This window comes from Staphylococcus massiliensis CCUG 55927 (assembly GCF_000298075.1).
In the GTDB taxonomy this organism is placed as follows: domain Bacteria; phylum Bacillota; class Bacilli; order Staphylococcales; family Staphylococcaceae; genus Staphylococcus; species Staphylococcus massiliensis.
The window spans coordinates 8,414-21,715 of record NZ_JH815597.1; the positions used below are offsets into that span (position 1 = coordinate 8,414).

At 36.5% G+C, this 13,302-nt stretch carries 13 protein-coding genes; 10 read left to right on the forward strand and 3 right to left on the reverse strand.

Going from position 1 to position 13,302, the window contains the following annotated elements:
- The 3 genes from A33S_RS12385 to A33S_RS0111060 all read right to left on the reverse strand — a co-directional run.
- The coding region (locus A33S_RS12385; protein WP_026049017.1) for a hypothetical protein at positions 1-282 on the reverse strand (282 nt) is incomplete at its 3' end.
- A gap of 109 nt (positions 283-391) precedes the next feature.
- Positions 392-1,303 (reverse strand): cation diffusion facilitator family transporter, encoded by a 912-nt coding sequence (locus tag A33S_RS0111055; protein WP_009384955.1) that lies wholly within the window; start codon positions 1,301-1,303, stop codon positions 392-394.
- Positions 1,296-1,607: an ArsR/SmtB family transcription factor gene (locus A33S_RS0111060; RefSeq protein ID WP_009384954.1), complete on the reverse strand. Its 312-nt coding sequence runs from the start codon at positions 1,605-1,607 to the stop codon at positions 1,296-1,298. The genes A33S_RS0111055 and A33S_RS0111060 overlap by 8 nt, the downstream gene beginning before the upstream one ends.
- 126 nt (positions 1,608-1,733) lie before the next feature.
- Between A33S_RS0111060 and A33S_RS0111065 the strand changes: the two genes are divergently transcribed.
- The 10 genes from A33S_RS0111065 to A33S_RS0111110 all read left to right on the forward strand — a co-directional run bounded on the left by A33S_RS0111065 (position 1,734) and on the right by A33S_RS0111110 (position 12,539).
- Positions 1,734-2,405 (forward strand): SDR family oxidoreductase, encoded by a 672-nt coding sequence (locus A33S_RS0111065; RefSeq protein WP_009384953.1) that lies wholly within the window; start codon positions 1,734-1,736, stop codon positions 2,403-2,405.
- Positions 2,406-2,479: 74 nt separating this feature from the next.
- Positions 2,480-3,169, forward strand: a complete 690-nt coding sequence (locus A33S_RS0111070; RefSeq protein ID WP_009384952.1) for a FadR/GntR family transcriptional regulator — start codon at positions 2,480-2,482, stop codon at positions 3,167-3,169.
- A 369-nt stretch (positions 3,170-3,538) separates the two neighbouring features.
- A complete protein-coding gene (gene manA / locus A33S_RS0111075) occupies positions 3,539-4,477 on the forward strand; it encodes a mannose-6-phosphate isomerase, class I (RefSeq protein WP_009384951.1) in 939 nt (312 codons plus the stop codon).
- Between the two features lie 150 nt (positions 4,478-4,627).
- Positions 4,628-5,944: a LysM peptidoglycan-binding domain-containing protein gene (locus A33S_RS11950; protein ID WP_017176870.1), complete on the forward strand. Its 1,317-nt coding sequence runs from the start codon at positions 4,628-4,630 to the stop codon at positions 5,942-5,944.
- An 88-nt stretch (positions 5,945-6,032) separates the two neighbouring features.
- Entirely contained in the window at positions 6,033-7,013 is a 981-nt protein-coding gene (locus tag A33S_RS0111085) for a YeiH family protein (RefSeq protein ID WP_017176871.1), read from the forward strand.
- A 76-nt stretch (positions 7,014-7,089) separates the two neighbouring features.
- Positions 7,090-8,460: an EVE domain-containing protein gene (locus A33S_RS0111090; RefSeq protein ID WP_009384946.1), complete on the forward strand. Its 1,371-nt coding sequence runs from the start codon at positions 7,090-7,092 to the stop codon at positions 8,458-8,460.
- Between the two features lie 231 nt (positions 8,461-8,691).
- Positions 8,692-10,122, forward strand: coding sequence for a Na+/H+ antiporter NhaC (nhaC, locus tag A33S_RS0111095; protein WP_026049019.1), 1,431 nt, complete (start codon positions 8,692-8,694; stop codon positions 10,120-10,122).
- A 589-nt stretch (positions 10,123-10,711) separates the two neighbouring features.
- Positions 10,712-11,104 carry a thiol-disulfide oxidoreductase DCC family protein gene (locus A33S_RS0111100; protein ID WP_017176872.1) on the forward strand — a complete coding sequence of 131 codons (393 nt, stop codon included), beginning with the start codon at positions 10,712-10,714 and terminating at the stop codon, positions 11,102-11,104.
- Between the two features lie 19 nt (positions 11,105-11,123).
- Positions 11,124-12,008 carry a ribokinase gene (rbsK, locus tag A33S_RS0111105; RefSeq protein WP_026049020.1) on the forward strand — a complete coding sequence of 295 codons (885 nt, stop codon included), beginning with the start codon at positions 11,124-11,126 and terminating at the stop codon, positions 12,006-12,008.
- Positions 12,009-12,095: 87 nt separating this feature from the next.
- A complete protein-coding gene (locus tag A33S_RS0111110) occupies positions 12,096-12,539 on the forward strand; it encodes a Dps family protein (protein ID WP_009384942.1) in 444 nt (147 codons plus the stop codon).
- Positions 12,540-13,302: the final 763 nt, after the last annotated feature.

Genomic DNA, 13,302 nt, shown 5'->3' on the forward strand with positions numbered 1-13,302 from the left:
CTTAAATATATAAGTGAGTCCGGATACTAACGGTACAATGACTAATGTATAAAGTATCAATATAGCTATGATGATACCTATAATGCCTAATACCATTTTAACTGGATCTAATTGACCCATCATTAATGGGAATAAAATGAGTGGCATTACGACACCACGATAGGCGAGTTGATATAACATTTTAAGTAAACCGATTAATAAAGAAAAAATTATAATACTTAAAATCAATGTTGGAATCGCGCTTTTAGCATTTCTCAAAAATGCTTTATGAAATGAAAACAATATAAGCACTCCTTTTGTGTGATAGTAATACAATATCAAAAGTAAGACTTTTTGAAAATCAATAACATAGGTATTCTAATTAAGTGCTTATTTATAAAATGTGAAATTATCAATGAATGTGCGTGCATAAGAAATTATCGTCATGTTGATGATTGATTGTTTCGAGCTGAATGGTCATGTGATGAATATGAAGTGCTTTTAAAGATGATTCAATATCATTTAACAAAGCTTCGCCCTCAGACGTACTCAAGTCTTGTGATACAGTAGCATGACAACTTAATGCATTGACGCCACTCGTAATACTCCAAACATGACAGTCATGTACACTTTTAATTTCTTCATATGTGAGAATCGTTTCAAATACCGCTTCAACGTCAACTTCTTTAGGGGTACCTTCCATTAGAATGTTGATACTTGTTTGAGTAATCGACCATCCACTTCTAAGGATTAATAGCGCTACGATAAGGCTCGCAATGGTATCAGCAATCACAACATTGAAAGCAAAGATAAGTAGTGCTGCAATAATTGCGCCGATAGAGCCGAGGAGGTCCCCAATTACATGTAGAAATGCACCTTTCATATTAATATTATGTTTCGTATCGCCACCTTTAAACATTAACATCGCAACGATAACGTTAATCACGAGACCAATTACACTGATCCAGAACATCTCAAGAGACATGATTTCAGGTGGATAAAAGAAACGTTTAATTGCTTCGATGATGATAAAGACACTAATGATTATCAATGTTACGCCGTTGAACAGCGCAGCGAGAATTTCGAAACGCTTGTAACCATACGTTTTATCCGTATTGGCCTTTTTCTCAGCGAAGATAAATGCAAGAAGTGCAACGAGAAGTGAGACGGTATCACTTAACATGTGAACACTGTCGGATAATAAGGCGAGACTGCCTGTTAGGAATCCGCCGATACACTCTATGATCATAAAGCCACCGATTAGGATGACTGACAACGCGAGCACTTTCTTATTATTAGTATGAACGTGATGATGTTCACTCATTGTCATCAACCTCCCACTCAGAATGATTAAGATGCGTAAAGGTTTGGTTAATCAACGTCTTGACATGGTGATCAGAAATCTCGTATATCATGGACTTGCCAGAGCGATTACCTATCACTAAATGATGTTCTCTCATAAGTTTCAATTGATGCGACACTGCGCTTTGAGAAAGCTTAAGTGTATGTGAAATGTGTCCGACACTACATGGTTCTTCTAGCAAAAGCAACATCATGCGTAAGCGGTTTTCATCGCTTAATACTTTAAAGAATTTAGAAACATGTTTAATCTGTGAGTGGTGATACATATTGATATCCTTTCATATGAAAATATATTCATATGATAGTACGATTAATCTCATAAATCAATTAAATGACATAAGTATTCATTTGATTTAGAATACTTGTACAATCTTAAAGAAAGGAATGATTCGATGCGTACGCTAGTTTTAGGCGCTAATGGCGGCGTAGGTCGCTTATTAGTTGATGCTTTAAAGAAACAAGATGCTCAATTTACAGCAGGTGTTAGAAGTGAATCACAACTTCAAGCACTTAAAGAAGCGGGTATTGCAGCGACACTTGTAGATGTAGAAAAAGATGATATTGAAACATTGACGTCTAAATTTAAAGACTATGATCAAGTTGTCTTTTCAGTAGGCTCTGGTGGAAGTACTGGAGACGACCAAACGCTTATTGTTGATCTAGATGGTGCTGTGAAAACGATGAAAGCGAGCGAAGCATCAGATATTAAACGTTATGTGATGGTTTCAACTTATGATTCAAGACGTGAAGCTTTCGATGATTATGAACCGCTTAAACCATATACCATTGCGAAACATTATGCGGATACGTATTTAAAACAATCATCACTCAATTATTCTATTGTGCACCCAGGTGCTTTAACAGACGAAGACGGCACTGGCGAAGTGTTTATTAAATTTCCTTTTGAAAAGGAAGACCAAGTGGAACGCGAAGTTTCTAGAAGTAACGTTGCGCAAGTGCTTAGTGAAATTGTTACGACTGGACAACCTGAGCGCCAAGAATTCCAAGTATTAAATGGTGATATGCCAATCAAAGAAGCACTAACGAAATTTAATGAATCATAAATGATAAAATTACGAAACCTTTATAATTAAGCCTCCAAAATTTGATATAATAGCTATAACTTACGGAGGTAATTATGAAGATTTCTAACGAAAAAATATACGAGCAAATCGCGAATGTAATTATTAAACAAATTAAATCAGGTGAACTTGAGCCTGGTCATAAACTACCATCTATTCAAACGTTATCTCAGAATTACGGGGTGAGTGTTGCTTCAGTTCGTGAGGCACTTAATGCACTTCGTATGATAGGCTTAATTGAGATTAAGCACGGTTATGGTACCTTTGTGAAGCAAAAGGAACCGACATTTTTTGAGTTGCAGCAAGATGACTTTTCAAGGAAGGATATTGAAGATTTACTTGAGCTGCGTCATGTTGTTGAATATGCGACGGCGTATTATGCTTCATCTAGACACACTGAGGCTGATATCAAGCAAATGAAAGATGCGCTTAAGATTATGGAGAAGGCTGTCCAAAAGGGTTACTCAGGTGAAGAAGGTGATCTTAAATTTCACTTATCGATTGCGAAAGCTTCGCATAATAAACTGTTATATGAGTTACTTGAGAATATTTCTGATTTGATGCAACACACGATGATGGAAACACGAAAGATGTTTATGTATCATCAGCAAAAGACTCAGGAAAAATTATATCAAGAACATGTGGATATACTTGAAGCGATATTAAAAGGGGATCCTGAGCTTGCATCTAAGCATATGAAGCAGCATTTAAATGATGTTAAGGAAACGTTGTTAAAGCATATTTAGGAATCGGTAGTTTATCTTAGAGGGCTTTTCAATAAGGAAAAGTAGGAAAAATTAATGATTAAATGTTAGATATTAAAGGGGCGAGTGCGTGAAGTCATTGACGATTTACACGCTCGTACCCTGTTTTATTTTGTAGAAGTTGTGAACGTTAAGGTTTTGTAAAGATGCATGATATAAGGGTTGCGTGTTAAATTTAACTACTCATAACAAATTTAAATGTGGTACAATCGCAATAGAAGTATTCGGTTTATAAGTTTTATAAAAAATTTAAATTTACATAGTAATATATGATGATACATAAGGAAACATTTCTTTATTTAATAGACACAACCAGAGCAATGGAAATTACATAAAGATTGGAGTGAGTCTATGCCTTTATTTTTAGAACCTATCTTCCAAGAGCGCATATGGGGCGGTAGCCGTCTTAAACAATTTAATTATGATATTCCGAGTGATCATACGGGTGAATGTTGGGGTATTTCAGCATTACCTAATGGCGCGAATAAAATTATTCAAGGACCATTTAAAGGACAGACGTTAGATGAGGTGTGGGCGTCGCATCGAGAATTATTTGGTGATTTCCCATCTAAACGTTTCCCATTATTGACTAAAATTTTAGATGCGCATGATAAGTTATCTGTGCAAGTGCATCCGGATGATAATTATGCATATGAACATGAAAACGGTGAATTTGGTAAAACGGAATGTTGGTATATTATTGATGCTAAAGAAGATGCTGAAATTATTTATGGTACTACTGCAACGGATAAGGCATCGCTTAATGAGATGATTGATAACCAAGACTTTGATCAATTGTTTAAGAAGATTAATGTGAAACCTGGCGAATTTTACTATGTGCCAGCAGGTACGGTACATGGCATTGGTGAAGGTATTATGATTCTTGAAACACAACAATCTTCTGATACGACTTACCGTATTTATGATTATGATCGTGTTGATAAAGATGGTAATAAACGAGATTTACATCTTGATAAAAGTAAAGACGTGATTACGCTAGGTAACGAAAGTCCTAATGTGATTCCTGAAACGGATATTATTGAGAATCAAAAGCGAACAACGTTTGTAAACAATGAATTCTTTACGGTTTCTAAATGGGAAATTAGTGGCACTTTAAATTATATGAAGCCGAGAGAGTTTTGTTTAGTAACTGTACTTGAAGGTGAAGGACAAGTGATATCGGACGGCGTTATAAATGATATTAAAAAAGGTGATCACTTTATTTTAACGTCTGAGAACTTAGACAATGTCTTTGAAGGTGAACTGACTTTAATCATTAGTTTTATATAATTCTTGAGTCGGCAAGGCAATTTTTTATGCCTTGTCTATTTTTTTGTGCAGAATTTGTATATAAAATGAAATGTAATTGTAACAAATATAAAAGTGATTTTATATTATAATGAGTGTGTAGATGATACAGTAAAAATGGAGGTTATCCTTTTGAAGCAAAAAGTTCTTACATCATTGTTCACAACATCAATTATTGCTGGCGTAGCAGCTGTATCTGAGTCAGAAGCTGCTACATCTTATAAAGTTAAAGCGGGAGACACACTTTGGGGTATTGCTCAAAGCTACCATACTTCTGTTGCAAAGTTAAAAGAAATGAATGGTTTAACTGGCGATACAATTTATGTCAATCAGTATCTGAGTGTGCCATCCATTCATTCTAAAGACAATGGACATGTCTATAAAAATAGTCATGCACCAAATGTTTATACCGTTAAAGCAGGAGATACGTTATTTGATATCGGTAGAAGATTTAACATGAATTACCATGACATTATGAGAAATAATCACTTATCATCTTCACTTATTCATCCTGGACAACAATTAAGTCTGACAACAACTTCTCAAGTTACCCATGTTGCAAAAGCCCCAAAAGCTAAAGTTGGTGTTAAGAAAGTTCGTAAAGTAAGACGCCATGTCGAAGTAGCGCAAGTTCCAAAACGTTTAACACTTAAGCAAGCGGTAACGAATTACCTGAATCGTAAACGACTTTCAGAAAGTGCAGCACTTAAAGTGAGTCAAAATGATCAAACTAAGGTTGAAAACGTGCTGGTTCAAACACCTCAAGTTCAACCTCAACCTGAGGTCGTAAAACCTGAAGTTCAAGTAGCACCTATCGTTAAGAAGACATACGTTAAACGTCAAGACGTAAACGTTCAACAACCTGAAGTACCTGTTGTTAAGGTTGAAAATGTACAATCTCAAACTACTGAGCATGTTGTAGAAAAACCTGCGACGAAGCCGGTTATTAAGAAAGTTCGAGTGAAGCGAGAAGCGGTTCCGAAAGTTGAAACACCAGCACCACAACCTAGTGTTAAACCGAACGTAGAACCTGTTGTTCAAACGACACCTGTTTCTACTCCTGTTCAACCAGTTGTCACAACGCCTGTAACGTCGGTTACGAATCAAAATCGTCAATTTTTAAACAATACGTATGCTTGGGGAAATTGTACTTATCATGTATTCAACCACCGACAAGAAATCGGTCGTACAATTGGTCAGTTCTGGGGTAACGCGAATAACTGGGCGAATGCAGCAAGTCAAAATGGTTTCCTTGTTAATGGAACACCTGAAGTAGGTGCGATTCTTCATACAACTGCTGGTTGGGCGGGTCATGTAGCCTTCATCGAGCGTATCAATGCTGATGGTAGTTTAGTCGTTTCAGAAATGAATTTCAATAACCCACCTGGCATTATGTCGACACGTACGATTCCAGCTAGTGAAGTTGGCAATTATTCATATATTCATTAAATTCAACTTAATTTAAATAGAACCTCTGATATATGTATCAGTTTTGAAATATGTTTATGATAAACTATACGGTATTGGAGGTTTTTGTATGAACAAATTGAGAGGTATCTTATTAACACTTTCAATTGCGATACTGGCTACGATTTTAGGACACTTTTTACCTCTAGTAGGCAGTGCGATATTCGCAATCATCATCGGTATTATTATCAATAATACGATGCGTATTCCAAAGTCCTTTGAAAAGGGCATTAAATTCAGCAGTAAGAAAATTCTTCATTACAGTATTATATGTCTCGGTTTTACATTAATTTTTAATCAAATCGGTCAAACTGGTTTGAAATCTTTACCTATTATACTGATTACTTTAATAAGTGCATTTTTAGCTGTTTACATCTTAATGAAGGTTTTTCATATTGATAAACATTTAAGTATTTTAGTAGGTGTAGGTACTGCAATATGTGGGGGTTCAGCAATTGCAGCTACAAGTCCAGTTATTAAAGCAAAGGAACAAGAAATTGCGTACGCGATTTCAACGGTATTTCTCTTTAACTTACTCGCGGTCATTATTTTTCCACCGTTAGGCCATTTACTTCATATGTCACAAGAGACGTTTGGCTACTTCAGTGGTACGGCTATTAACGACACATCAAGTGTTGTAGCGGCAGCGGCTAATTACGGCGATGAAGCGTTAACATACGGCACAGTAGTTAAATTGACGCGTACATTAATGATTATTCCAGTTGTACTATTTTTTACGTATCGTATGTATCAGCGTGAAAAGGCACAAGCGTCTAACGTTTCAATTAAGAAGATTTTTCCTTGGTTTATACTTTATTTCTTATTTGCATCATTGATTAGTACGCTGTTTGGCTTCTCAGAGGAATGGATCAATGTATTTAAAACGATCGCAACGTTCTTAATCAGTATGGCGCTAGCTGGAATTGGTTTATCTGTGAACTTTAAACAGTTAAAAGCGTCAGGTATGAAACCGATTATGCTTGGTTTAGTCACGTGGCTTGTCGTGATATTAACAAGTTTCCTAAGTTTATTTTTAATGGGCATGATTTAACAATTGTCGTGTCTCACATTAACCTTTATAATAAGTAAAATAGAATGAATAAAACGACATACAAGGGAGTATTTCAATGGGTTTGGAAACAAATTACTTTTGGCTAAACTGTGGTTATAATCGCTTTAATCATAATGAACCACTTGAAGGTCAAACGACAACATTTGAATCAGGTGCACATTTTAATCCGAGTCAAGGTTACAGAGCATTTAAACAAGCTCAAGTAGGCGATAAAGTGATCTTTTATCAAGTTCAAACAAATGCCTGTTTATTAGGTTGTGGTGAAATTACTCGTGTTGAAACAGGTGCATCCAATAAGACACATGTACAATTTAAATTTAATGAATCATTCTATCGTATCTCTGCGGATTATCTTAAACGCAGTGAACGTTTAGAATTTAGAATCAATAATATGAAAGAAACATTATTTAATAAAATTTCTAAAGAAGAATTTGATATTATTTATGGCTTAGGAAGCGGCCAACTTCAAATTCCGAAATACTATTTCTTATCTGAAACAGATGACTTCACTTCAGGTGAAAAGTACACGATTTATACCCATACGATTAACGGTATTAAACGTAACGGCTACTACAATTACACGCAACTTGAAATTGGAGATAAAGTGATCTTCTATAATAAGTTTGCGAATCAATCCGTTATTGGAACTGGTGAAGTGAGTGCTCATATTCATGATAAACCACCGATTCAAGGTCGCACGAATAGCACGGCTATAGAAGTGATTTATGAACAAGATATTGAACCAATTTCATTATTTGCTTTAAACAAGCATCCTAAACTTAAGAATCTTTATTTCTTACAGGAAAATGCGAAGCAAGCTATCGCTAGTTTAACGAAGTCTCAATACAATGCGATACTTGAAATGAGTGAAAACGGTGGTCTCAAAGAGAACTTCTCTCAAGTCTCTCAAAGACAAGCGTTTGCTAACGACAACGATGACCAGTTGAAACCATTTATCTTATTAATGGTTGATAAAAAAGAAGAAGGATTAAAAGCGTCTGAAACTTTACTTCAGAAGACGAAAGCGAATCCTGTATTTACGACAGGTCATAAAGATTTCAGTGAAGAAATGTTATATGGGTGTTATTTACCGAACGAGACAGGCGCACTTTACTATAGAGAAGGTTTTATCACCAAGTTAATGCCTAGAACGGATCGTAGCTTTTTAGTCATTGATCAATTTGATCGCATTGATCCTGAAATTTTCCAAACGTATATCAATGTTTTAGAAGGTTACGAAATGACGTTACCGCGTTATGACAAAACTGGAAAGATGGTTAAATGGAGTAAGCAGAAAGATTCGTTCTATCACTTTAATCCTAACTGGCACATTATTGGTGTGACTTACGATTCCGCTGACACGATTAAGTCTAAGTATTCCGAGCAATTTCTAAAATATACGCGTATTATCAAAGTTAATCATTAAGAGATATACCTAGCACGTAGTTGAAATTTCAACACGTGCTAGGTATTTTTTTTATGGGTGAAAGTGCTAAACATTAGGACTAATTCGATTATATTTATAATAATATTCTTAACTCAATCAGAATATGATTTAATTTCCATCAATTTTACTTAATAATATGAATATTATGAAAATTCATCTTGTATTTAACACTTTTAATCGTTATACTAAACATATTAGTTAGACAAGGGGATGGGAAAATTGGAGTTTAAGAAAAAGAATATTAATGTATGGTATGCATTGTTAACTTTAGCGATTATGATCGGATGCATGCTTTTTACAGTAGTTGTTTTAAAACAAGCACCACACATGCCTTTAATTATCGGTACTTCTGTAGCAATTATTGTAGCGATGTGCCACGGCTATAAATGGGATGAAGTGGAAGAGATGATGTATAAGGGGATCCGTCATGCACTTCCAGCCATCGTCATTATTTTATTAGTTGGTTTAATTATCGGTTCATGGATAGGTAGTGGTGTTGTCGCTTCGATGATTTATTACGGACTTAAATTAATTTCGCCTACATATTTTCTAGCAGTGGTCGTGCTAATTTGTGGTATCGTTGCGCTCGCAATTGGTAGTAGTTGGTCTACAATGGCTACGGTTGGTGTCGCTTCGATGGGTATTGGTTTAAGTATGGGGTTATCACCAGGTATGGTTGCTGGAGCAGTCATTTCAGGTTCATATTTCGGTGATAAGATGAGCCCGCTCTCAGATACGACGAACTTAGCGAGTGGATTATCTGGCGTAGATTTATTCGACCACATTAAACATATGTTCTATACAACTGTTCCAGCGTTAGTGATCAGTTTGATTGCTTTCTTCGTGCTTGGTCAGGTGTATGGTAAGGATCATTTAAACAACGACAAGATTGATAAGATTATGGGTGCCATGGAAAAGTCCTTCACGATATCACCTTGGTTAATCTTGATTCCAATCATCGTTATCATCTTAGTTATGTTTAAGATGCCAGCAATACCGGCAATTGTAGTGGGTATTATATTAGGCTTCTTTGCGCAAATCTTTGTTCAAGGGGATAACTTAGAACAAGCGGTTACAGCATTACAAACAGGTTATAAACTTGAGTCAGGCAATAAATTAGTTGATGAATTATTTAACCGTGGTGGACTGGAATCGATGTTCTACACGATTTCATTAACGCTTGTTGCGATGACATTCGGTGGACTACTTGAGTACTCAGGTATGTTAAAGGCTTTAATTACAGTTATCTTAAAGTTTGCGAAGAACACAGGTTCTTTAATTGCTTCAGTTATCGTATCTTGTGTAGGTACGAACGTAACGTGTTCAGAACAATATATTTCAATCATTGTACCTTCACGTATGTACGCAGCGACTTTTGTGAAGTATGACTTACATCCTAAGAACTTATCACGTGCACTTGAAGATGGCGGTACGTTAACGTCAGTATTTGTACCATGGAATACATGTGGTGTATTTATAGCGACTACTTTAGGTGTTGGTGTTGCAGAATACGCACCGTTCGCGATTCTAAACTATCTCGTGCCAATTATCTCAATCATCTATGGTTACATTGGCTTCAAGATTATTAAATTAACTGAATCTGAAAAAGCACATTTTATTGAAGAACAAAAAATGGCTTAATATATGTAGAAGTTGGGACACGCCCGTGTTCCAGCTTATTTGTGTTTAGTGAGGGGTTTGTGCGCGAGTCGATGATAGGTAAGGTTTTGCGGCGATAACTTGCTTTTTTCAAAAGTCTTTTCGAAACGTGGTGAATTGAGACTTTTCAAGGGAATTCGTAGTGGCATAGTCAGAGCGTACTGATTGAAACTTCTTAAGAAGAGAAAGTTGAAGCTTTATGAAACAGAAGAAACTAAGGTTTCTTAGAGAGCTTTTAAGGATGGGGAAATGGAATAGAACGAAGGCTTCGAATTGGCCCCTGTCAAACCGTAATCTTAGAGGGCTTTTCAAGAGGAGGGATTGCGATTGAACAAAGGTTAACTAAGTGGCCCAATTAGAGCGTTATCTTAGAGAGCTTTTCAAGAGGAGGGATTGTGATTGAACAAAGGCTTTCGAAGCGGCCCTGTCAAACCGTAAACTTAGAGGGCTTTTCAAAAAGAGAAAACTAAGCGTGTCTGTGTATCACACAACAGGGTATATAGGAGTTGATTGAGCATCTATAGGCGACAACGTATAATGAAGTTAAACTCAATTTGAAAGGTGATGGACTATGGCAATTATTTATTATGATAAAAATTGTGTGTATTGTTACAATTTCGCTATTTGGTTGATTCAGAATGGCTTACCAAAGCACTATGAAATCATGTCTTTAAAAGGTGACGCTGCACAGCATTTATTTGACCTGCACCCTGAAGCTAAAAATCGTAATAGTGTCATCGTGCAAGAAGGTGACCACTTATATTATAAATCTACTGCGATTGCGCATCTTATCAAATCATTATCTTCGTTTAAATTATTAGGGTATGCGTTATGGATGATTCCGAAACCAATTCGTGATTTCGGCTATAATTTATTTGCGAATAACCGTGATAAGATGTGGCATGCGGAATGGCACCAACCTACTAAAGAAGAGCGCGCTTTTTTCACTGAAGATAAAGCGTAATCAGAAAGGTCGTAAACGTATGAATCGAATTATAGTCGTTGGAAGCGCCTCAATGGACCTTGTGGTTGAGACGGATACAATTCCAGAGCAAGGTCAGACGGTACTTGGGACGTCATTTGTCACGACGCCTGGTGGTAAGGGCGCGAATCAAGCGGTTGCTGCAGCTAAACTCGGCGGTGAGGTTTATATGATTGGTGCTGTCGGCGATGATGACTTTGGTCAGGAGATTATTGCTAACTTTAATCATCACGGCGTCGACACCTCCTTGATCGATGTGATTGAGAACGCGCATTCCGGTACCGCGCATATTACCCTCTTTGACAATGACAACCGCATTATTGTCGTGCCTGCAGCTAATCATCATGTGACTCCAGATAGCGTTTTGCCTAAACTTGAAAGGTTTGAAGCGGGGGACGTTCTGCTTATTCAACAGGAAATTCCAAGTGAGACTGTTGAGGCGGTGATTCGTTTTGCCTCTGAAAAGGACTTTAAGGTTATCTTGAATCCAGCGCCGTTTCGTGAGCTACCGCGTGAATTGATAGAAAAAGTCACGTATTTAACGCCAAATGAGAATGAACATGATCAGTTATTTTGTGATGCACAATCTATCACGCTCAAGCAATTACCTCGGAAGTTGATTGTAACGCGTGGTGACGAAGGTGCGGTATATTGGGATTATAGTTTAAAAGTCATTCCGGCATACGATGTGAATGTTGTTGATACGACTGGTGCTGGCGACACGTTTAACAGTGCTTTAGCGGTAGCGTTAACTGAGAATAAAACGCTAGAGCAAGCGATACGGTTTTCAAATGTAGCTGCGGGATATGCGGTTACTGCAGTTGGCGCACAAAGCGGTATGCCAGAACGTGAAGTCGTAGATGAGGCTTTGTCTAAATTAGAATAATTATAAATAAATAGGTGTTTAGTGTTTACAGATTAGAATAATTATAATATAATAACTATTACAAAGTAGCAAAGGAGTTAATCAATTATGTCTAATCAAAATCAAGTAGTAGAAGCATTAAACCAACAAGTAGCAAACTGGACTGTTGCATATACTAAATTACACAATTTCCATTGGTATGTTAAAGGACCGAACTTCTTCGCACTTCATACGAAGTTTGAAGAGTTATATAATGAAGCAAGTCAATACGTAGATGAACTTGCAGAACGTATTTTAGCTGTAGGCGGTAACCCGGTAGGCACGCTTCGTGAAGCTTTAGATCTTTCAATTGTCGACGAAGCAGATAAACATTTAACTGCTGAAAAAATGGTTGAAGTCTTAGCGGAAGACTTTAAGAATATTTCTAAACAATTATCACATGCGATTGAAGTTGCTGGTGAAGCAGGCGATGACGTTTCAGAAGATATGTTCATCGGTATGCAAACAAGCATCGATAAACACGTTTGGATGTTAGAATCATATTTAGCATAAAATAAAGAAACCTTCATTGAGCGTAGTTGCGCTTTCAATGAAGGTTTTTCTATTGTTTGTGTTTTTTGAAAATCATAGGCTATGCCTATAGTTCAGTTGAGCTTAAGTATTGTAGCGGTAAATTAGGATGGAGCAGGGGGTCGGTTTATCAAGAAAGTAGAAACGTGATAAACATAAGTATTACACCTTCTATTACAAGAAATCAGAAACGTGTAAATCAAAGGCCTTCAAATTTACAAGACTGCAGAAACGTGTAAATCAACAGCCTCTAAAATTACAAGACTTCAAAAACGTGTAAACCAAGGCCCTCCAAATTTACAAGACTGCAGAAACGTGTAAATCAACAGCCTTCAAATTTACAAGACTTCAAAAACGTGTAAACCAAGGCCGTTCAAAATTACAAGAAAACGAAAACGTGTAAACCAAGGCTCTTCAAAATTACAAGAAAACGAAAACGTGTAAATCAACAGCCTCTAAATTTACAAGACTTAAGAAACGTGTAAATCAACAACCTCTAGATTTACAAGAAATCAGAAACGTGTAAATCAACAGCCTTCAAATTTACAAGACTTCAAAAACGTGTAAACCAAGGCCGTTCAAAATTACAAGAAATCGAAAACGTGTAAATCAACAGCCTCTAAATTTACAAGACTTCAAAAACGTGTAAATCAAACGATCATTTCAAACTCCCTCAAAAATTCATAAAGAACATATTCACTCATATCTTACCCACTATAAAAAGGCTCCCACTAAAGGGAGCCCC

Bases quoted from the DNA above. Each gene is read 5' to 3' on its own strand.
- A33S_RS0111055 (WP_009384955.1), bottom strand. From the start codon at position 1,303: ATGAGTGAACATCATCACGTTCATACTAATAATAAGAAAGTGCTCGCG.
- A33S_RS0111060 (WP_009384954.1), bottom strand. From the start codon at position 1,607: ATGTATCACCACTCACAGATTAAACATGTTTCTAAATTCTTTAAAGTA.
- A33S_RS0111065 (WP_009384953.1), top strand. From the start codon at position 1,734: ATGCGTACGCTAGTTTTAGGCGCTAATGGCGGCGTAGGTCGCTTATTA.
- A33S_RS0111070 (WP_009384952.1), top strand. From the start codon at position 2,480: ATGAAGATTTCTAACGAAAAAATATACGAGCAAATCGCGAATGTAATT.
- manA (WP_009384951.1), top strand. From the start codon at position 3,539: ATGCCTTTATTTTTAGAACCTATCTTCCAAGAGCGCATATGGGGCGGT.
- A33S_RS0111085 (WP_017176871.1), top strand. From the start codon at position 6,033: ATGAACAAATTGAGAGGTATCTTATTAACACTTTCAATTGCGATACTG.
- A33S_RS0111090 (WP_009384946.1), top strand. From the start codon at position 7,090: ATGGGTTTGGAAACAAATTACTTTTGGCTAAACTGTGGTTATAATCGC.
- nhaC (WP_026049019.1), top strand. From the start codon at position 8,692: ATGGGAAAATTGGAGTTTAAGAAAAAGAATATTAATGTATGGTATGCA.
- A33S_RS0111100 (WP_017176872.1), top strand. From the start codon at position 10,712: ATGGCAATTATTTATTATGATAAAAATTGTGTGTATTGTTACAATTTC.
- rbsK (WP_026049020.1), top strand. From the start codon at position 11,124: ATGAATCGAATTATAGTCGTTGGAAGCGCCTCAATGGACCTTGTGGTT.
- A33S_RS0111110 (WP_009384942.1), top strand. From the start codon at position 12,096: ATGTCTAATCAAAATCAAGTAGTAGAAGCATTAAACCAACAAGTAGCA.